This window comes from Duncaniella sp. C9 (genome assembly GCF_004803935.1).
In the GTDB taxonomy this organism is placed as follows: Bacteria; Bacteroidota; Bacteroidia; order Bacteroidales; family Muribaculaceae; genus Duncaniella; species Duncaniella muris.
The window spans coordinates 2,654,634-2,674,804 of sequence record NZ_CP039547.1; the positions used below are offsets into that span (position 1 = coordinate 2,654,634).

Below are 20,171 nucleotides of genomic sequence, written 5' to 3' on the forward strand. Positions count from 1 at the left end.
TCCGCGATGCCCGCACCGGCGAAATTCTTTGGGCAATCCCCAGTCAGCCCACGACATCGGCCGCGGTCTCGCAGCGAACATTTCATCCAAATTCCGTGGCTACGAAGTATGGCCTAACGCATGGTATGCAAATAGCTCGGACACTTCACGTGCCAACAAGACATTCACCTGCACAGGCGAGATCGCTATCGACGGCAAAGTTCCCTCGTCAAACTTCCGTATCTATTGGGACGGCGACCTGCTTGATGAACTTTTTGACGGAAAATACAATTCCAGTGCAGGCAAGTCATACCCCATCATCGAGAAACGCAGTGAAAACCTCAACGGAACAGCGGCAAGCTGGGTATTCTCCAGCTACTCAAACGCAGGCTCCACCAACGGAACCAAAGCCACTCCCAATCTTCAGGCCGACCTTTTCGGCGACTGGCGCGAGGAAATCATTCTCCACGATCAGGAAACCGAATCCGATCTGCTCATTTTTTCAACCACCATCCCGACCGACTACCGGGTCAACACTCTGATGCAGGACCGTCAGTATCGCGTGGCCATAGCATGGCAGAACTGCGGCTACAACCAGCCTCCCCACCTCAGCTATAACCTTGAGGAAGCCTTCAATACCGTGGGTGCAATCACCGTCAACGGCGGCGCGCTCAACCAGGTGATCTATCTTGGCGATGAAATCCAGACTATCGGCTTCACCGTGATCCGCGCCACAGGCGTAAAAATCGAAGGCCTCCCCGAAGGCATGACCTACAGTTTCGACCCTGCCACTCTCTCCGGCTCAATCTCAGGCGCCCCCAAGGCCGAAGGCGAATATGCATTCACCATCACCACCACCGGTGCTGAAGAAGACCAGAATGCGACCATCTCCGGCACAATCAAGGTGCGCTTAAACACCTCGATTGAACTCGTGGCCCACTACCCATTCGAAAAAGTAGGTGAAACCACCCCCAATTCAATCCTTGGTGAAATCGCTACCGCCAACGGCGGGAACGGCGAAGCCGTAGAAGGCAAGCACGGCAATGCTCTCAGCCTCAACGGATCGAACCGCTACGTTCAGGAAAGCTATGACCTAATTGACTTCGGCAGCAACTCATTCACCATTGAACTCTGGATGAATTCTACCGCTGTTGACAAGAACTGCTACCTGCTCAACAAGGGTGTCATTTCTCCCAATAACGGCTCCGGCAACTGGTATGGCATCGAATACAAAGACAACAAGGGCACAAAGGAACTCCGCTTCGCTATTGACGACAACGTGACCAAGAAGCAGATCGAAGTCTCCGGCGCCGACAAATATTTTGACGGCGAGTGGCATCACATCGTTGCCACCCGCGACGTTGTCAACAAATTGCTCAATCTCTATGTTGACGGCGAACTCGTAGCCTCAGGCGATGATCCCACCGGAGAGATCATCAGCGATGACGAACCCCTCATCATCGGCGACGTGACCGCATTTGACAACTCCTACAACGGCAAACTCGACGAACTCTCACTCTACCGCGGAGTAATGAGTGCAAGCAAGGTCAAGGAACACTACGAATCACAGGCCGGCGACTACATTCTCTACTTCCCGATGGACGAAATCGGCGAGACAACTCCCAACCTCGCCCACGGTGAGGCCACCGCAACCGCAGGCATCGCATCCGTTCAGGGCGTGAAGGCCGGAGCAGTTGAATTTGACAATGCCGAATACTTCACCCAGCCCATCTATGATGCGATCAACGTAGGCGAAGGCGATTTCACTGCCGAACTCTGGGTGAAATCAACCGACGATGACGGCTATCTCTTCTGCATCGGCACTCACAACACCACCAACGTGGAAGGTGGCACAGGCAACTGGATCGGCCTCGAACGCAAGAACGGCTACCTCAGCTTCTCAATTGACGACAATGCTGATAAAGCAGACTGCAAGATTGAAAACGCCGATTACGTATTTGACGGTAACTGGCACCACATTGCCTGTGTGCGCAACTTTGCAGGAAAAACAACAACCCTCTATATCGACGGTAAGGAAGCTGCAACCCTCACAGGTGTGAAAACCGGAGGTATCAACTTCTCGGCAAGCGAACTCATCTTCATCGGAGGTGATGACGAAAGCGGACACCGCACTTTCGGCGGAGCCATTGACGAATTCATCGTATATCCCAAGGCACTCTCGGCTGAAGAAGTAGAGGAACACTTCAACCTCCTCCGCCTCTCAGAGATCGAAGACATCATCGCCAACGGCGGCAACGCCCGTTACACTGTGGTCAACGCCTTCAGCGGCATGATCCTCCGCACAGCCGTAGGTTCTGACCGCGAAGATATCATCGACACTCTTGAAGCAGGCGTTTACGTCCTCGTGGTTGAAGACGGCAAGTCAATGCGCACATTCAAGTTCGTAAAACGATAAGACAAGCATCCCGCACCTTATATATCATATATAAGATCCAATAACGGCAACCGCTTTCCCGGCTTCGGGAGGGCGGTTGCTTTTTTTACTCCAAAAAAAATTGCCGAGTTGAATTTGTGAAATAAAAATTGTAATTTTGCTATCTGTTTAGGCTTTGTCACATCAAAAGCACACTTACTCAAAACACAGCGATAATTTCAAGATAATTCCAATAAGCGATCTCGACCAAGCGATCACCCGATTATACATATATGTCCACATCATACTCCCCGATTGACGAACCCTCGTTCACAGATACCGCATTCGATGCTGAAGAGATGCTCAACGGACATCGCTCCGACCGCCACGACTCAACCCCGCAGCCGGACGATGCTCCAGCTGCATCACCTTATGACGAATCACCTTATGCCGGCAACAACAGGCAGACAGCCTCTGCCACCCCTTCCCGACAGACAACCTATGCCCCCCAGGGCAATCAGCCCGGCTATGGCTCCACGACAGGAACCACCGTTGTCCCGGAGCAGACAGCCGTCAGCCGTCGCCGTCCGCGCGCCGGAGTGGCAAAAACGCTGCAACTGATCCGCGACTCACGCACCGTGATGTTCATCGGACTGGTCTTCACGATCCTTGCCGGCTATATGCTGATAGTCACCATCTCCTACTTCGCCAATATAGGGTCAGACCAAAGCGCGATGCTCAATGGCGATTTCGACCCGACTATGATACGCAATGCCGGAGGTCCGGCAGGAGCATGGATAGCCCATACACTTCTCTACAACTGGCTCGGAATAGGATCGTTTCTGCTTATCTACTATCTGGCCGCCTGCGGACTGTCAATGCTGCGCGTCTACCGTCCGTCATTCTGGCCGCTGACCATGCGATGCCTGCTGACAGCAGTGGCACTTTCGATTATCTGCGGTCTGGTGACCTATGAATTCGCCTCGCCAGTCTACTGGGGCGGACGCCACGGCCATCTGCTCAACGATCGCCTGATCACCCTGACCGGCATCTGGGGAGCACTGGGCATCAGCATTATCATGGGCGGCCTTGTCATCATCCTCTATCTGACAGAACTGAAGCGCATCTACGGAGTGGCTTCACAGGGCATCCGGACCTACAATGAGCGCCAGGCACAGCGCCGCGCCGAACGTGAGCGCATACGCGAGGCCGAAGAGGCCGAACGCCTTGCCCGCGAAGCTGCCGAAGAAGCCGAGGCTCAGCGCCGTGCAGCCGTTGAAGCCGAAACACAGCGGCAGGCAGCCATACAGCCGGCAGCGGCAGTGGCAGTGGCGATGCAGCCGGCTATGACAAAAAATGCAGTGGAAGGTCATGCAGAAAATGAGTCTGCGGATCGGTCCGGAAATAGCAGCGGCGACATCATTGAAGAAACCGATGAAGAGATTGCAGAGATCGAAGTTACCGATTTCGAGGACAATGGCCCGGGCTCAGACCATCTTCAGTCAGCCGGTAGCCGTGAAGACAGCCTGCTGCGCCCGCTTTTTGCCGGAGATGACAGCGACATAACAGACAGCTACAGCCGTGATGATTCCAACGACATTGAATCTGACGACGAAACTCCCGCAGACAGCACAGAGACCGCAAGCGTGCAGAATGCAGAAGAAGAGGAGGCTGATTTCAACACTCCTCTGTTTGCCGACAGCGACAATGACTCTGATGATGAGACAGAACAGCACGGAAACTCAGACCCATCTGCTCAGACAGCTCTTCAGGCTCCGCTCGCGCCTACTACAGTGCGCCCGGCCACAGCAGAAGAGGTTCTGGCCTCGGAGCCTTACAATCCACGCGCCGAACTTTCTCTTTTCCGCTTCCCCTCCGTAGATCTTCTGCGTCCTACGAAAGACAACGGACCCAGCGTGGATATCCAGGAAATGGAGTTCAACAAGCGCCGCCTGACAGAAACTCTGCGCACCTTCGGAGTGGAAATTTCCAAGATCGAAGCCACTATCGGCCCGACCGTGACCCTATATGAGATCATTCCGGCCGAGGGTGTGCGCACACGCTCGATCAGAAGTCTCGGCGATGACCTGCAACTGCAGCTTGCAGCCGAAGGTGTCCGCATCATCGCACCTATACCTGCCAAAGGCACAATCGGCATCGAGGTGCCTAACAAAGACCCTCAGGTGGTTTCGATGCGTTCAGTACTTGACAGCGAAGTCTACCGCAACTCCAAAATGGAGCTTCCGATGGCACTTGGCAAGACTATCTCGAATGACATTTTCATGGCCGACCTCGCCAAAATGCCCCACCTGCTCGTGGCCGGCGCCACCGGTATGGGTAAATCGGTAGGCCTCAACGCCATCATCACTTCGCTTCTTTATAAAAAACATCCTTCGGAACTGAAATTCGTGCTCATCGACCCGAAGCGAGTTGAACTGAGTCTCTACCGCGAGCTGGAGCGCCACTATCTCGCATCGCTCCCCGGCGAAGACGCCATTATCACCGATATGTCAAAGGTGGTCACCGTGCTCAACTCTCTCTGTATCGAAATGGACAACCGCCTCTCGCTGCTCGAACAGGCCGGAGCACGAAACATCAAGGAATACAACGACAAATTCATTGCCCGCAAGCTCAATCCGGAGAAACACCGTTTCCTCCCCTACATTGTGCTGATCATCGACGAGTTCGCAGACCTGATCATCCGTCAGGGCAAAGAAATTGAAAATCCAGTGTCGCGTCTGGCTGCCGTGGCCCGTGCGGCAGGCATACACCTGATCATAGCAACCCAGCGTCCAACGGTCAACGTGATCACCGGTGGCATAAAGCTCAACATTCCGGGACGTATAGCCTTCCGTGTGATCCAGGGCAATGATTCCCGCACTATTCTCGACCAGCTCGGTGCAAATCAGCTGATAGGCCGCGGCGACATGCTCTTCTCCATCAACGGCAAGCTCGAACGAGTGCAGTGTGCCTTCATAGACACCCCGGAAGTGAGTGCCATCTGCGAGAACATCGGTTCGCAGGTTGGCTACCAGTCGCCCTACGAACTGCCTGAATATACTCCGGAAGGCGAAGGTGGCAACATCAGCGGCGCAACTCTCGGCGACCGCGACCCACTGTTCGATGAATGTGCCCGTCTGGTGGTATCGACTGACACCGCATCGACCTCATCGCTGCAGCGCCGTTACTCAATAGGCTACAACCGCGCCGGAAAGATCATGGACCAGATGGAAGCCGCAGGAATCGTAGGCCCCTCGCAGGGAGGCAAGCCACGCCAGGTGCTCGTAGACGCAGTGACACTCGAACATATCCTCGAAAACCGTTGATAATCCCACCTTTCAAAAACACCGATAAGAAACACGACCATGCTGACAAAAAACATCATACTTCTGATCCTCGCTCTCTGCTGCCTTCTGCCGCTCCATGCGGCGGAATCAGCCACAGCCGTGCTTGACAAAGCCGCTGCGAAGATCAGAGCGTCGAAATCACTCTCGGCATCATACACAATCACTGCCGACGGCCAGAGCAACAGTGGCACACTCACCATTTCGGGCGACCGCTTCACGATTGTCTCTCCGCAGATCTCATCGTGGTACGACGGACGCACACAGTGGACCTATTCGACCCATGTAGGCGAAGTAAACATCACCGAACCAAGTCCGGAAGAGCTTCAGCAGGTCAATCCGTTTGCGATCATCAACTCGTTCAAGACCCACTACCGCGCATCCATGCTCAAATCAGCAGCCGGAGAGAAGAAGATCAGGCTGACAGCCACGCAGGCAGGAAGCGATATCCATAGCGTGGATCTGACCCTCAACGCCTCTACCCTCTACCCGACCCGCATAGTGCTCAACATGGCCAATCGCCGCAGCGTCGGCATCACTGTCAGCTCCGTGAAGCCCGGCGAGGCACTCCCGGTGTCGTTTTTCCGCTATGATGCCGCAAAGCATCCCGGACTGCCGGTGGTAGACCTGCGTTAAAGCCCGCGTAGACGCTCAAAAGAGTGAACAATCAGAAAAAATATACATTATATAATAGGTATGGTTCAATAGACTGAACAACTTAAAATTGTCTGACCAACTTAAAATCTAACCGTTCAAAAACATCAATTCAAAAACAAGAGACTTATGGCAGAAATCAAAACCCGTTGCCTCATCATCGGCTCAGGCCCTGCAGGCTACACCGCAGCAATCTATGCTTCACGCGCCAATATCTCGCCGCTCGTGATCGAAGGCCTCCAGCCCGGCGGCCAGCTGACCATCACAACCGAGGTAGAGAACTTTCCCGGACAGCCCAACGGCATCACCGGTCCGCAGCTGATGGAAGACATTCGCACTCAGGCACTCAAATTCGGAGCCGACATCCGTTCGGGTCTTGTGACAGAAGTCGACTTTTCAAAGCGCCCGTTCAAGGCAGTGACCAACAACGGTCTGGAGATTCTCGCCGACACAGTGATCATTTCCACAGGAGCATCAGCACGCTATCTCGGTCTGCCTGACGAAGAAAAATATTCAGGTCTCGGAGTCTCTGCCTGCGCCACATGCGATGGATTCTTCTACCGCAAAAAGCGCGTGGCAGTTGTAGGCGGCGGTGACACAGCATGCGAAGAAGCCCTCTATCTTAGCAATCTGGCATCCGATGTGTTCCTGATCGTACGCAAACCCCACCTCCGCGCCTCTAAAGTGATGCAGGAACGTGTGCTTGAAAAGAGCAATATCAAAGTGCTCTTCAACACCAACACCACCGGACTCTATGGCGAAGAATATCTCGAAGGCGCACATCTCGTGGAAAACGTAGGCACACAGAACGAACAGCACTACGACCTCGCCATCGACGGATTCTTCCTCGCCATCGGCCACAATCCCAACACCGAGATCTTCCGCCAGTACATCGACTGCGATGCAGCCGGCTATATCAAGGTCAAAGGCTCATCAATGCAGACCAACATCCCCGGAGTCTTTGCCGCAGGTGATGTTGCCGACCCCGTATTCCGTCAGGCCATCGTGGCTGCCGGCTCAGGCTGCAAGGCTGCGCTCGAAGCCGAACGTTTCCTCAACGAAGAGGGCCTCTAAAAAAATTAGCCTATAGAATGCTGACAGACGGCACTATAAGCCTCAGGGCACTCGAACCTATTGATGTCGACACCCTTTACCGCTGGGAAAACGATCCGGCGGTGTGGGGTGTCGGCCTCACACTTGCACCATACTCGCGCAAACAGTTGTGGGACTATGTAAATAACTATGACGGTGATATCTACGCCGCACGCCAACTCCGGCTGATGATAGACCTCATCAATGCGGAAGGTATGACTCAGACCATCGGCACTCTCGATCTCTATGACTTTGATCCTGCCAATTCGCGTTGCGGCGTAGGAATCCTGATTGATTCCGACGCACGTCGGCATGGCTACGGCCTGCGAGCACTCAACCTTGCTGCTGATTATTGCCGTGGCAGGCTTTCGCTTCATCAGCTTTACTGCATTGTAGGAGAAAAAAATGCTGCCTCACGCTGGCTTTTCGAAAAAGCCGGATTCAGAATCAGCGGACGTTTAAAATCGTGGCTTATGTCAGGCAACAGCTATTCTGATGCCTACATCTGCCAGAAATTCCTGTGATCATACCACCACATTTCACACAATAGAAGAGACGCGTGACGAAGTTTCAGCGGCGGATTGAATCTGAAAAGAGTGTGCGGTTAAGCAGGGAACGACCGAGGGTTATCTCATCGGTATATTCAATTTCGTTGCCGACCGACACACCACGTGCAAGCTGAGTGATGCGAACGTCGGCATAAGGAGCAAGACGCCGATAGAGGTAGAAATTGGTGGTCTCCCCTTCCATCGTGGCGCTGAGAGCAAGAATCACTTCACTCACCTCTCCGGAAGCCACTCGCTCGACCAAAGAGTCGATTTCAAGCTGGTCGGGGCCGATGCCGTCCATCGGCGAAATTACTCCTCCGAGCACGTGATAAAGGCCACCGTACTGGCGAGTATTTTCAAAACTCATGACATCCTTGACACTCTCCACCACACAGACCGTTGACCGGTCACGACGCGAGTCGGCACAGATCGGGCAAACTTCGGTCTCGGAAATATTGTGGCAGATCGAACAGTAACGCACACCGCGCCTCATTCTGATGATCGACTCGCCAAGAGCCACTCCCGCCCCTTCATCACAGCGAAGAATGTGTAGCGCGAGACGCAAAGCGGTTTTCCGCCCGATGCCGGGCAGGCGTGAAAGTTCTGTGACGGCTCCTTCAAGGAGTTTAGAGGCAAATTCCTGTTGCATTTTGCAGTGTGGATAATAAGGCGAGGTCAAGCGCCATTTTTTAATACCATAGACCTTGACAGGCTTTGAAATTCACATCAAAATTACTAAAAAATCCCGTCAATCGACATCCGGAGACCGAAACCTGCAAACTTTTTTGGGAAATTTAATACATAATGTGTAATTTTGCACTCTGAAATTTTCAGACATATACAGAAAGAAATGGAAATAATTCGCACTGTAGCAGAATTAAAAGCCAAGCTTGACACCGCCCGCAAGTCTGGAAGCGTCGGACTTGTTCCCACGATGGGAGCACTTCATGCCGGCCACCTGTCACTGATCGAGCGCGCCCGCCGCGAAAATGATTTCGTGGTGGTAAGCGTGTTCGTCAACCCCACACAGTTCAACAACCCAACAGACCTTGCCACCTATCCCCGCACCGAGGAGGCTGACTGCGAGCTAATGAGATCAGCCGGAGTCAATGTGGCCTTCATTCCCTCGGTAGAGGAAATCTATCCTCAGAAAGACACCCGCGTGTTTGATCTTGGTCCGGTGGCCGAAGTGATGGAAGGCGCTATGCGTCCGGGCCATTTCAACGGAGTGGCCCAGATAGTCAGCAAACTTTTTGACTTCACCCGTCCGACCCGTGCCTATTTCGGAGAAAAAGACTTTCAGCAGATAGCCGTGATCCGCAGAATGGTCGAGATTGAAGGCTTTGACCTCGAAATAGTGGACTGCCCGATCAAACGCGAGGCCGATGGTCTGGCCATGAGCTCACGCAACGTCCGCCTCAGCGCCGAGCAGCGCGCCATAGCCCCCGCCATCCACCGTACTCTTGAAGGCAGCCTTTCATGGGCGCGTGACCACAGCGTTGAGCAGACCAAACGCTACGTGATCGATGAACTCAACTCTCTTCCTCACCTGCAAGTAGAATATTACGAAATTGTCGATGCGCTCAGCATGCAGCCAATCACAGACTGGGCCGAATCGGAAAGCCCCGTAGGATGCGCCACCGTGTTCTGCGGCGAAGTCCGCCTGATCGACAACATAAAATACCCCGCAAGGAAATGACACTCGAACTACTCAAGTGCAAGATCCATCGTGTCACCGTGACAGAAGCACGGCTCGACTACATAGGAAGCATCACCATTGACAGCCAGCTGATGGAAGCCGCCGGAATTTTCCCAGGCGAAAGAGTCTACATTGTCGACAACAACAACGGCGAACGCTTTGACACCTACGCCATTGCAGGCGAGCCGGGTTCAGGCGTCATCTGCCTCAACGGCGCCGCCGCACGCAAGGTGCAGGTGGGCGACGTAGTAATCATCATGTGTTACGCACAGATGACCCCGGAGGAAGCCCGCACCCACAAGCCCGTGGTGCTCTTCCCCGACACCCGTACCAACAAACTTTTATAAACCCTCAATCCCCAGCCACCCAACGTGTTTGAAAATCTAAGCGAAAGACTTGAAAGAAGTTTCAAGATACTCAAAGGTGAAGGCAAGATCACCGAGATAAACGTAGCCGAAACCCTTAAGGACGTGCGCCGCGCGCTCCTCGAAGCCGACGTCAACTTCAAAGTAGCCAAGCAGTTTACCGACGAGGTAAAAGCCAAGGCTCTGGGCATGAATGTGATCAACGCCATCAAGCCGGGCGAACTCATGGTCAAGATTGTCCACGATGAGCTGGCACGGCTTATGGGTGGCGAGACAGCCCAGGTAAATCTGTCAGGCAATCCGACCGTCATCCTCATGTCAGGTCTGCAGGGTTCCGGTAAGACCACCTTCAGCGGCAAACTCGCCCGCAAGCTCAAGTCAGAGCAGGGAAAACGTCCGCTCCTTGTGGCATGCGACGTCTATCGTCCCGCAGCTATTGACCAGTTGAAAGTGCTCGCCGACCAGATCGATGTTCCCGTCTATACAGAGGATGGCAACAAGAATCCGGTAGAGATTGCAGAAAACGCTATCCGCTACGCCAAAACAAACCATCTTGATCTGGTGATCATCGACACCGCCGGCCGTCTTGCCGTCGACGAACAGATGATGCAGGAGATCGCGGCAATCAAGAAAGCAGTCAAGCCTCAGGAAACTCTGTTTGTGGTCGACTCCATGACCGGTCAGGACGCCGTCAATACTGCCAAAGAATTCAACGACCGTCTGGACTTCGATGGCGTTGTCCTCACCAAACTTGACGGTGACACACGCGGCGGCGCGGCCCTCTCTATCCGCACTGTAGTAACCAAGCCCATCAAATTCGTAGGTACAGGCGAAAAACTTGATGCCCTTGATCTCTTCCACCCCTCGCGTATGGCCGACCGTATTCTCGGCATGGGCGACATCGTATCGCTCGTTGAAAAGGCCCAGAACGCCTATGACGAAAAGCAGGCCCGCGAACTCCAGCGCAAAATTGCCAAAAATCAATTCAATTTCAACGACTTCCTCCAGCAGATCCAGCAGATTCAGAAAATGGGTAATCTGAAGGAACTTGCATCAATGATACCCGGTGTAGGCAAAGCTATCAAGGACATCGACATTGACGACAACGCATTCAAAGGCATCGAGGCCATCATCCGCTCAATGACCGAGCAGGAACGCCAGCATCCTGAAATCATCAATGGCAGTCGCCGCAAGCGCATAGCCAAAGGCTCCGGCACAGACATCCAGGAAGTCAACCGCCTCATAAAGCAGTTTGACGATGCCCGCAAGATGATGAAGGCCGTTTCAGGCATCAAAAACCCGATGGCCCTTATGAGAGGCATGAAGGGCATGCGCCGCTGAACTGCCGGCTGAAGAAAACCGATTATTATTTCACCCCCATATTTCCACCCCACAAAGACTATGACCCTCATAGACGGAAAACAGACTGCCGACGACATCAAGCGCGAAATTGCCGCTGAAGTCGAAGAAATGGTGGCTCAAGGCAAACGCCGCCCCCACCTCGCAGCCATCCTTGTCGGCCACGACGGAGGCAGCGAAACCTACGTAGCCAACAAAGTGAAAGCCTGTGAAGCCTGCGGCTTCCGCTCGACCCTCATCCGCTATGAGGACGATGTGACCGAAGAAAAACTGCTTGAGACCATAAGCCGACTCAACGAAGATCCGGAAGTCGACGGATTCATTGTGCAGCTCCCCCTTCCCCGCCACATCTCGGAACAGAAAATTATCGAGGCGATTGACTACCGCAAGGATGTCGACGGATTCCATCCGGTCAACGTGGGCCGCATGTCGATCGGGCTGCCATGCTTCGTTTCAGCGACTCCTTCCGGCATCATGGAACTTCTGAAACGCTACGGCGTGGAAACACGTGGAGCAAAATGTGTGGTTCTCGGCCGTAGCAACATCGTCGGCAAGCCGGTGGCAAACCTTATGATGCAGAAAGCCCAACCGGGCAACGCGACAGTGACAGTGCTTCACAGCGCGTCGACCAACATCAAGGAAGCATGCGCTGAAGCAGACATCATCATCGCCGCCCTCGGCCGTCCGGGGTTCGTCACCGCCGACATGGTCAAACCCGGCGCCACAATCATCGACGTAGGCACCACCCGTGTGCCTGACGCCACCCGCAAGAGCGGTTTCCGTCTTAGCGGTGACGTTGATTTCGCCAATGTTGCGGAAAAGTGCGCATTCATCACCCCTGTTCCAGGCGGAGTAGGCCCGATGACCATCTGCTCGCTCATGCGCAACACTCTCCTTGCCGCAAAGAAAGAGATCTACAATTAACAAAAATATTTCCGACCGGTCTGTAGGTAGGGGTCCTAACTGATTCCCTTTTGCAGACCGGTTATTTTTTTCACTCCCACTCACAACCCAAGCACCCTCCTCCGTGAGCATGATTTCAGTATTTCTGTCGCTGCTCTCGATGCTGATTCCACAAGACAGCGCCGAGATAGTATTCGCCGGTGATGCCATGCAACACCAGCGCCAGATCGATGCCGCGCGCCTGGCTGACGGCTCGCTGGACTACGGCACTTATTTCACAGCCCTCAGGCCTTATATTAAATCGGCCGACTTCGCAGTGGTCAATCTCGAAACACCTCTTGGCGGCGCGCCCTATTCAGGCTATCCGATGTTTTGCGCGCATGACAACTATGTAGACGCACTTACAGAAGCCGGGTTCGATCTTATGCTCTCGGCCAACAACCACATCCTCGACCGCCGCGACCGTGGAGTGAGACGCACCATCAGCACCTTTGAGAAAAAAGGCGTGCCCTATCTCGGAGTCTACCGCAACCGAGCCCACCGCGACTCGATACTGCCCATGATCCATGTCATCAACGGCTTCAAAGTCGGATTCCTGAACTATACCTATGGAACAAACGGCATCAACAAGACCTCTGACATAGAGATTGACTACATAGACCGCCAGCTGATTGCTTCTGACGTAAAAAAAGCCCGTGAGAAGGGTGCCGAACTGATAGCCGTCTGCATCCACTGGGGCGAAGAATACAAACTGCTGCCCAACAGCGCTCAGAAAAGCCTCGCGAAATATCTGCGCGATCTGGGTGTAGAGCTGATCATCGGAGGCCACCCTCACGTGATCCAGCCTATGGAACTCCGGCTGAACGAAAAGACAGGGCGACCTTGTTTCACAGTCTATTCGCTCGGCAATTTCATATCGGCAATGCGCACCACCGACACCCGTGGCGGGGCTATGGCACGAGTGAAACTTGCGCGCGACATCTTCGGTCGGGCCTATGTCAAGGAAGCCACTTACAAGCTTGTGTTTACAGAGCCCGGCAGCTCCGACGGCAAATTCCGTCTGCTGCCGGCTGAAAGCAAAGCCCTGCACAAGAGCATGGACACCTATCGCAACGGCTTCGTGAGAAATGCCGTAGGGATTTTTGACCGGCACAATATCAATGTGCCGCGTGACACCACAGAAATCAAACTCTGATTCTGCCCTGCCAATCCTGACATGGATTTCAAAAATCCGCTCAGCCCAGCGGTCTGTCATTTTTGCATATTATTTAACAAGATTTGTCAGTTTTGCAGTCTGGCATTCTGTTTGCTGTAGTGTTATATGTGTGTATGCACCCGCCGTCAGCGAGTCACCACATTATATAATATAACAAAAATCAAACAAAACTGAATATATCATGCAAAAAGGACAGATTGGAGTAACGACCGAGAACATCTTTCCGGTCATCAAAAAGTTTCTCTACTCCGACCACGAAATTTTTCTCCGCGAATTAGTTTCAAACGCGATTGACGCCACTCAGAAACTCAAGACTCTCGCATCATTCGGCGAATTCAAAGGCGAACTCGGCGAGATGGACGTGCGCGTCAAAGTCGACAAGGAAGCCGGGACACTTACAGTCAGTGACCGCGGCATCGGCATGACAGCCGAAGATATAGACAAATATATCAATCAGATCGCCTTCTCAGGCGCTGAAGAATTCGTCAACAAATATAAAGACACCGCCAATGCCATCATAGGCCACTTCGGACTTGGCTTCTACTCGGCATTCATGGTGGCAAAGAAGGTTGAGATCCGTTCGCTCAGCTATAAGGAAGATGCTGAAGCCGTCTGCTGGGAGTGCGACGGAAGCCCCGAATACAGTATGGGCCCCGCTGACAAGGCCGAACGCGGCACAGACATAGTTCTCTATATCGACGATGACAACAAAGAATTCCTTGAACAGGCCCGTATCGACACCCTGCTCAAAAAATACTGCCGCTTCCTGCCCGTGCCCGTAATCTCCGGCAAGGTTCAGGAATGGAAAGACGGCAAATACGTGGATACCGACAAAGACAAGGTAGTCAATGACACCGAACCCACATGGACCAAAAAGCCGTCGGAACTAACTGACGAGGACTATCGCAAATTCTACCGCGAGCTTTATCCCGGCCAGGAAGATCCGCTGTTCTGGATTCACCTCAACGTAGACTATCCTTTCACACTGACCGGTATCCTCTTCTTCCCAAAGATCAAGAGCAATCTCGATATTCGCAAAGACCGCATCCAGCTCTACTGCAACCAGGTGTTTGTCACTGACTCGGTTGAAGGCGTGGTGCCTGAGTTCATGACCCTGCTTCAGGGCGTGATCGACTCGCCCGACATTCCGCTGAACGTGTCGCGCTCCTATCTGCAGAGCGATACAGCGGTCAAAAAAATCTCCGGCTACATCACCAAGAAAGTGGCCTCGCGCCTTGAAGAACTTTTCAAGGAAAACAGAGCCGACTTCGAGTCGAAATGGGACGACATCAAGATTTTCATCGAATACGGTATGCTGACCGATGAAAAATTCTGTGACGCCGCCATGAAATTCGTGCTCCTGCGCGACACCGAAGGCAAATATTTCACACTCGAAGAATACCGAGCACTCGTTGAGAGCGCTCAGACCGACAAAGACGGCAACGTGGTCTACATCTATGCAACCGACCCGACCGGACAGTTCAGTTTCATCAACGCCGCCAACGAAAAGGGCTACAATGTGCTGCTCATGGACGGACAGCTCGACGGTCACTTCATCTCGATGCTTGAAAGCAAGCTTGAGAAGACCCGCTTCGTAAGAGTTGACAGCGAAGTAGCTGAAAAGCTGATCCCGAAAGAAGACAGCAAGGACAGCGGTCTGAACGCTGATCAGATTTCACTGCTGACCCCACTCTTCCGCAGCCAGATTCCGGCAGTCGACAAAGCAGAATTCCTTGTATCGTTCGAGTCGCTCGATCCGGCAGCAAGCCCGATTCTGATCACCCAGAACGAGTATATGCGCCGCATGAAAGACATGGCCGCCACTCAGGCCGGCATGAGTTTCTACGCCGAACTGCCTGACAGCTACAATCTCATCGTCAACACCTCACAGCCTGTGGTTGCTCGGATTCTTGACGAAGCAGAGAAAGCTTTGGCCGACAAACTCACACCTCTGAGCGCTTCTATAGACTCTGACAACGAAAAGATCACCACCCTGCGCGCTGAGATCAAAGACAACAAGCCGACCGACGAGCAGAAAGCCGAAGAGCAGCGCCTGACTGACAGCGTGGAGAAAGCCCGCAAGGAAAAAGACGAGATCATAGGCCGTTATGCCGCTGAAAAACCTGTTGTGAAACAAGCTATTGACCTTGCGCTTCTTTCCAACGGACTTCTCCGCGGCCGCGATCTGAGCGAATTCATCAAGCGTTCTACCGCTATGCTCTGATTGTCCAACAACCTCTAAGAAATCAGCCTACATTTTATGTAAGCGGGGTAACGCCGACTGCCGAACAATTTCAGAGGTCGGCGTTACCTTTTTTATTATATCCATAACATGCCACAACATGAAAAGCGACAATTCAAAAGAAATATTCCCGGTGGTCAATGAAGAAGGAACAGTAATCGGAAGCGCCACCCGCGGCGAATGTCATTCAGGGAGCAGACTGTTGCATCCGGTAGTCCATCTCCACGTCTTTGATAAGCAAGGGAGTCTGTATCTTCAGAAAAGGCCTGAATGGAAAGACATCCAGCCGGGGAAATGGGACACAGCTGTAGGCGGACACATCGACTTTGGCGAGGATGTAGTCACAGCGCTCCACCGTGAAGCACGCGAGGAACTTGGCATAGACGATTTCGAGCCGACATTTCTGAAGCGATATGTATTTGAATCCGATCGCGAAAAAGAGCTCGTCAATGCATTCAGCACTGTGATCTGCCACGAACCGAAACCCTCTGACGAACTTGACGGAGGCCGCTTCTGGCCGCGCGAGGAGATTCTGGCAGGAATCGGCAACGGAATATTCACTCCTAACTTCGAGCAGGAATACATTATGCTTTTCGGAGAGATGAAAGATTGAAAGCCAAGTGACAGACAGAGCAAGCCGCAACTTATTTTAACCTACATGTGCAGGATTATCGCCCATCAGGAACACTACATTTGCATATCACTTCCAATTCACACACTCATTCTCTACAACTCTCAAACTCAAAACAAATTCCTGCCATGAATTCATCAGTCATTATCTCACCCCGCGTAATCGACACCATCAACTCTCTTTCAAGCGCCGACCGCACACCTATCAGCAATGCTCTGAGCATGGAATTCATTCTCGGACAGAATCCGGAAGACACGCTTACTCCGAATCAGAGCATCATCTATGCTGTGATACGCTTCTATGTCACTCAAGACACTGCCCGTCACCGCCGGAATCTGGCAAACGTCAGTTAAAACAACTGGGTACTATTTCAGAAAAACCGGTTCGGATTCAGCTGAAAAACCGTCAAGAGCTGTCACCGCATATGAATATGAGCCCGGTGAGCCGACTCTGAATTCCTCACCATAGACCACGCCGAGAAGATAGCAGGCACGCAGGCCGTCACCATTCTCCTCAACCAGCTCATCATGAGGCAGATTTTTCGGAAAAGCATAGACCGCATAGCGCACCGGAGCAGCCGCATTGCCTTTCCCATGCCACGACAGAACCCCGCCTTTTAACCTTAGTGCCGTCGGAGCCTCAACCGGATCGAGCGATGATCCCCGACGCACCTGCGGAGTCAGTGACTTCAGCCCAAACGGCGATTTTGTCAGATCGGAAGCCAGTTTATATAAATGCTTGGCACTATAGAGCACCGTGCCTTGATCACCATCGAGGCTTGAATCACGGTTGATTCCTATCTGACGCAGCAATTCCTGACGCTCACTGTTGGTATTGCGCTTGTCAAGCGGAGCCAGAGTGATACTTGCATAGAAATGCCGCCCGTAGAAATTTGCAGCCTCGCTCCACCAGCGCGCAAGAGGCTCGTAAGGAGCCACGGCATGAGTGGTGGGCCAATAGATCTGTGGCGATATAAAATCCACAGTTCCCTGATAGAGCCAGCCGAGAGGATCAGAATAAATTTCGGAATATTGCCAGTCGTCACCCTTGACCTCACAGCCGGTCATGCCCCACTTCGGCGCCGAAGTGTGCTTTTTCCCGGCTATCCCCGCAGGCGAGATGCCGAAACGCAAGCCCGGTTTCAGATCTGAGACCAAAGCATGGACATCGGCCACGGTTTTGTGGACATTGGCCCTGCGCCAGTCTCCGAAGGCCATCCAGGGTGCTTCCGCCTGCCATAGATCATAGTCGGGAGCCGAACTGTCTTCCGGAATGCGGTTTGGATAAAAATAGTCATCAAAGACAAGACCGTCTATGTCATAACCGCTGACAATCTCGCGGCAAATGTCGACCACATGCTGTCTGACAGCCTCAAGGCCGGGGTTAAAAACGGTATATTTACCATAGGTCAGCAACCACCCCTGCTCTTTCCAGCGGCGGTCAGGCACACTGTTGTAGTCTGTGCCGGAACTCCACCTGAACGGATTGACCCACGCATAGCACTCCAGACCGCGGCGATGACACTCTTCGACAGCGAATTTCAATGGGTCCCAGCCCGGCGACACACCGCGTTTGCCTGACACGAAGGCCGACCACGGCTCCAGCGATGATTCGTACATGACATCGGCCATACCTCTCACCTGAAAAAAGACAGATGTGAGATTAGCGGCCTGACATCTGTCAAGCAGCGCCTTCAGTTCGTCCTGCTGTTGTCGGCACACCTTCTGAGAAGAGCCGGTGACCGATGGCCAGTCAATGCCCCATACTGTGGTGAGCCACACACCTCTCATCTCCCGCTTCGGCCCGGCAGCGGACAGATCGGAAGAATTAAACAAGACTGTCAGAAGCATGACGAATATCTCGAAACGTATAAAATGTGATTTCATGAAGGATCAAAAGGGAATTTTGAGCCACAAATTTAAGTGTTTTTTGCAAATAATCGTTCCACAGTTGTGAAATATCACGAAAAAATAGCTAATTTTGCAAGTTGAAAACAAACTCTCAATTCATTCACGAACACAGACCACCGAAAACCGTGATCAGATCACTCAGAAAATACGCAGTCATGCTTGGCGCAGCAATGCTTCTCGCCTCTTGCGGCGAGTATCAGAAGGTGCTCAAAAGCCATGACGCCGACTATAGGCTCGACTTCGCCAAGCGCGCGTTCGAGCAGAAAAAATACACCCAGGCAGCCACCGTGCTCGAAGACATCGTCACCCAGTTCAAAGGCTCGGAAAAGGCCGAAGACTCGCTCTACCTCCTTGCCCTTTCGAACTACGAAAACAAAGACTACGAAACTGCAGGCTCATTCTTCAAGACCTACTACACCCGCTTCCCGAAAGGAAAGTACACCGAGCTCGCCCGCTACTATGCCGGCTACGGCTATTATCTCGACTCTCCTGAGCCACAGCTTGACCAGAGCGGTACAATCAACGCCATTCAGGAACTCCAGGCTTTTCTCGACTACTTCCCCAAAAGCGACAAAGTGGCCAACGCCCAGAATGCCATCTTCGAGCTTCAGGACAAACTGACCCTCAAACAGCTCGAAAACGCCCAGCTCTACTACAACCTCGGAACCTACATGGGCAACAACTACGAAAGTGCTGTAATCGTAGCACGCAACGCCATCAAAGACTATCCCTATTCAAAATATAAGGAAGACCTTGAACTCCTGATACTCAAAGCCCGCTACCAGGAAGCCCGCGAAAGTATCGACGAAAAGAAACCCGACCGCTTCCGCGAGGTGATCGACGAGTACTACTCATACATCAACAACTACCCCGACACCCCTAACCGCGAGGAAGCCGACAACATTTTCAAGATCGCCCAGCGCTACGTCAAAGAATAAGCCGCAGGCTCCACAAAAACAACAGAAAAGGAAACAACGTAAACAACAGAGATATAATGGACTACAAGAAGACCAACGCACCTCTCAACACCCAGACCCGCGACCTCATCTCAATGAGCGAGGACACCGGAAACGTCTATGAAACAGTCTGCATCATCGCAAAGCGCTCAAACCAGATCGCCGGCGAGATGAAACACGACCTCGAAAAGAAACTTCAGGAATTCGCATCGCTCAACGACAACCTCGAAGAAATCTCAGAAAACCGCGAGCAGATCGAAATTTCACGCTTCTACGAACGTCTGCCCAAACCCACCCTCATCGCAACCCAGGAATATCTCGACCACAAGATCCACTTCCGCAACCCTGCGAAAGACAACCTCAACAACCTCGACTGATCACATACAGGTTTTGATCTCACCTCGGCACAAGACAGTGCTGACAGAGACAAAATCCGAGGATAAAATGAGGATAAAAGAAAAAAACGCTTAGAAAAGCGTCGCAAAGGTTGGATATGTTAAATTTAATTCTTACCTTTGTGCGCTCTTTTGAGACAATTTATATTCATTAATCACTTTTAAACATCTGTATCAATGCACTTGAACTCTGATGAAAAAGTAGAAATCTTTGAGAAGTACGGTAAGGGCAAGACTGACACTGGCTCGCCTGAAGCGCAGATTGCATTATTCTCTATCCGTATCGCTCATTTGACTGAACACCTTCGGTCAAATCATAAAGATTATACGACCGCACGAGCTCTTAAGGCTTTGGTAGGTAAGCGTCGTCGTCTTCTCGACTACCTGATCCGCAAGGACATCAACCGCTACCGTGCCATCATCGCCCAGAAAGAACTCGGTATCAGAAAGTAATTTTCTCCTGACAGAGAAAATCAACTTGAAGATTACAAGAACTGTCCGACT

18 protein-coding genes are annotated in these 20,171 nt (G+C 52.5%); 16 read left to right on the forward strand and 2 right to left on the reverse strand.

Annotated features, from left to right (window positions below; genetic code table 11):
- Positions 1-28: 28 nt before the first annotated feature.
- The 5 genes from E7745_RS11130 (at position 29) to E7745_RS11150 (ending at position 7,967) form a co-directional block, all read left to right on the forward strand.
- Positions 29-2,395 carry a LamG-like jellyroll fold domain-containing protein gene (locus E7745_RS11130; RefSeq protein WP_136408836.1) on the forward strand — a complete coding sequence of 789 codons (2,367 nt, stop codon included), beginning with the start codon at positions 29-31 and terminating at the stop codon, positions 2,393-2,395.
- A 251-nt stretch (positions 2,396-2,646) separates the two neighbouring features.
- Positions 2,647-5,679 carry a DNA translocase FtsK gene (locus E7745_RS11135; RefSeq protein WP_124075472.1) on the forward strand — a complete coding sequence of 1,011 codons (3,033 nt, stop codon included), beginning with the start codon at positions 2,647-2,649 and terminating at the stop codon, positions 5,677-5,679.
- 39 nt (positions 5,680-5,718) lie between these two features.
- A complete protein-coding gene (locus tag E7745_RS11140; RefSeq protein ID WP_107031016.1) occupies positions 5,719-6,333 on the forward strand; it encodes a LolA-like putative outer membrane lipoprotein chaperone in 615 nt (204 codons plus the stop codon).
- Between the two features lie 147 nt (positions 6,334-6,480).
- Positions 6,481-7,425 (forward strand): thioredoxin-disulfide reductase, encoded by a 945-nt coding sequence (gene trxB / locus E7745_RS11145; RefSeq protein WP_107031015.1) that lies wholly within the window; start codon positions 6,481-6,483, stop codon positions 7,423-7,425.
- Positions 7,426-7,442: 17 nt separating this feature from the next.
- Entirely contained in the window at positions 7,443-7,967 is a 525-nt protein-coding gene (locus E7745_RS11150; RefSeq protein WP_124075473.1) for a GNAT family N-acetyltransferase, read from the forward strand.
- A 46-nt stretch (positions 7,968-8,013) separates the two neighbouring features.
- Here the strand turns inward: E7745_RS11150 and recR are convergent, their stop codons facing one another.
- Positions 8,014-8,640 carry a recombination mediator RecR gene (recR, locus tag E7745_RS11155; RefSeq protein WP_107031013.1) on the reverse strand — a complete coding sequence of 209 codons (627 nt, stop codon included), beginning with the start codon at positions 8,638-8,640 and terminating at the stop codon, positions 8,014-8,016.
- A 201-nt stretch (positions 8,641-8,841) separates the two neighbouring features.
- Here recR and panC point away from each other — a divergent pair, with 201 nt between their 5' ends.
- The 8 genes from panC to E7745_RS11195 all read left to right on the forward strand — a co-directional run bounded on the left by panC (position 8,842) and on the right by E7745_RS11195 (position 16,759).
- On the forward strand, positions 8,842-9,690 hold the full coding sequence (panC, locus tag E7745_RS11160; protein WP_136408837.1) for a pantoate--beta-alanine ligase: 849 nt from the start codon (positions 8,842-8,844) through the stop codon (positions 9,688-9,690).
- Complete coding sequence (panD, locus tag E7745_RS11165; protein WP_107031011.1) at positions 9,687-10,037, forward strand: aspartate 1-decarboxylase; 351 nt, start codon at positions 9,687-9,689, stop codon at positions 10,035-10,037. The genes panC and panD overlap by 4 nt, the downstream gene beginning before the upstream one ends.
- A gap of 24 nt (positions 10,038-10,061) precedes the next feature.
- Positions 10,062-11,396, forward strand: a complete 1,335-nt coding sequence (gene ffh, locus E7745_RS11170; RefSeq protein ID WP_107031010.1) for a signal recognition particle protein — start codon at positions 10,062-10,064, stop codon at positions 11,394-11,396.
- 60 nt (positions 11,397-11,456) lie between these two features.
- On the forward strand, positions 11,457-12,338 hold the full coding sequence (folD, locus tag E7745_RS11175) for a bifunctional methylenetetrahydrofolate dehydrogenase/methenyltetrahydrofolate cyclohydrolase FolD (protein WP_107031009.1): 882 nt from the start codon (positions 11,457-11,459) through the stop codon (positions 12,336-12,338).
- 109 nt (positions 12,339-12,447) lie between these two features.
- Positions 12,448-13,512 carry a CapA family protein gene (locus E7745_RS11180; protein WP_124075475.1) on the forward strand — a complete coding sequence of 355 codons (1,065 nt, stop codon included), beginning with the start codon at positions 12,448-12,450 and terminating at the stop codon, positions 13,510-13,512.
- 202 nt (positions 13,513-13,714) lie between these two features.
- A complete protein-coding gene (gene htpG / locus E7745_RS11185; RefSeq protein WP_107031007.1) occupies positions 13,715-15,757 on the forward strand; it encodes a molecular chaperone HtpG in 2,043 nt (680 codons plus the stop codon).
- 118 nt (positions 15,758-15,875) lie between these two features.
- Complete coding sequence (locus E7745_RS11190; RefSeq protein ID WP_107031006.1) at positions 15,876-16,388, forward strand: NUDIX domain-containing protein; 513 nt, start codon at positions 15,876-15,878, stop codon at positions 16,386-16,388.
- A gap of 146 nt (positions 16,389-16,534) precedes the next feature.
- On the forward strand, positions 16,535-16,759 hold the full coding sequence (locus E7745_RS11195) for a hypothetical protein (RefSeq protein WP_107031005.1): 225 nt from the start codon (positions 16,535-16,537) through the stop codon (positions 16,757-16,759).
- 12 nt (positions 16,760-16,771) lie between these two features.
- Here E7745_RS11195 and E7745_RS11200 read toward each other — a convergent pair whose 3' ends face one another.
- Entirely contained in the window at positions 16,772-18,292 is a 1,521-nt protein-coding gene (locus tag E7745_RS11200) for a glycoside hydrolase family 10 protein (RefSeq protein WP_107031004.1), read from the reverse strand.
- A 149-nt stretch (positions 18,293-18,441) separates the two neighbouring features.
- Between E7745_RS11200 and E7745_RS11205 the strand changes: the two genes are divergently transcribed.
- The 3 genes from E7745_RS11205 (at position 18,442) to rpsO (ending at position 20,120) form a co-directional block, all read left to right on the forward strand.
- On the forward strand, positions 18,442-19,254 hold the full coding sequence (locus E7745_RS11205; protein WP_255201550.1) for an outer membrane protein assembly factor BamD: 813 nt from the start codon (positions 18,442-18,444) through the stop codon (positions 19,252-19,254).
- 56 nt (positions 19,255-19,310) lie between these two features.
- Positions 19,311-19,649: a DNA-directed RNA polymerase subunit omega gene (locus E7745_RS11210; protein ID WP_107031002.1), complete on the forward strand. Its 339-nt coding sequence runs from the start codon at positions 19,311-19,313 to the stop codon at positions 19,647-19,649.
- Between the two features lie 195 nt (positions 19,650-19,844).
- Positions 19,845-20,120, forward strand: coding sequence for a 30S ribosomal protein S15 (rpsO, locus tag E7745_RS11215; protein ID WP_107031001.1), 276 nt, complete (start codon positions 19,845-19,847; stop codon positions 20,118-20,120).
- Positions 20,121-20,171: the final 51 nt, after the last annotated feature.

Excerpts from the sequence above, each read along its gene's own strand:
- E7745_RS11210 (WP_107031002.1), top strand. The coding sequence starts at position 19,311 with ATGGACTACAAGAAGACCAACGCACCTCTCAACACCCAGACCCGCGAC.
- E7745_RS11195 (WP_107031005.1), top strand. The coding sequence starts at position 16,535 with ATGAATTCATCAGTCATTATCTCACCCCGCGTAATCGACACCATCAAC.
- E7745_RS11150 (WP_124075473.1), top strand. The coding sequence starts at position 7,443 with ATGCTGACAGACGGCACTATAAGCCTCAGGGCACTCGAACCTATTGAT.
- E7745_RS11135 (WP_124075472.1), top strand. The coding sequence starts at position 2,647 with ATGTCCACATCATACTCCCCGATTGACGAACCCTCGTTCACAGATACC.
- folD (WP_107031009.1), top strand. The coding sequence starts at position 11,457 with ATGACCCTCATAGACGGAAAACAGACTGCCGACGACATCAAGCGCGAA.
- E7745_RS11190 (WP_107031006.1), top strand. The coding sequence starts at position 15,876 with ATGAAAAGCGACAATTCAAAAGAAATATTCCCGGTGGTCAATGAAGAA.
- panC (WP_136408837.1), top strand. The coding sequence starts at position 8,842 with ATGGAAATAATTCGCACTGTAGCAGAATTAAAAGCCAAGCTTGACACC.
- rpsO (WP_107031001.1), top strand. The coding sequence starts at position 19,845 with ATGCACTTGAACTCTGATGAAAAAGTAGAAATCTTTGAGAAGTACGGT.
- E7745_RS11140 (WP_107031016.1), top strand. The coding sequence starts at position 5,719 with ATGCTGACAAAAAACATCATACTTCTGATCCTCGCTCTCTGCTGCCTT.
- trxB (WP_107031015.1), top strand. The coding sequence starts at position 6,481 with ATGGCAGAAATCAAAACCCGTTGCCTCATCATCGGCTCAGGCCCTGCA.
- recR (WP_107031013.1), bottom strand. The coding sequence starts at position 8,640 with ATGCAACAGGAATTTGCCTCTAAACTCCTTGAAGGAGCCGTCACAGAA.
- E7745_RS11180 (WP_124075475.1), top strand. The coding sequence starts at position 12,448 with ATGATTTCAGTATTTCTGTCGCTGCTCTCGATGCTGATTCCACAAGAC.
- panD (WP_107031011.1), top strand. The coding sequence starts at position 9,687 with ATGACACTCGAACTACTCAAGTGCAAGATCCATCGTGTCACCGTGACA.
- htpG (WP_107031007.1), top strand. The coding sequence starts at position 13,715 with ATGCAAAAAGGACAGATTGGAGTAACGACCGAGAACATCTTTCCGGTC.
- E7745_RS11200 (WP_107031004.1), bottom strand. The coding sequence starts at position 18,292 with ATGAAATCACATTTTATACGTTTCGAGATATTCGTCATGCTTCTGACA.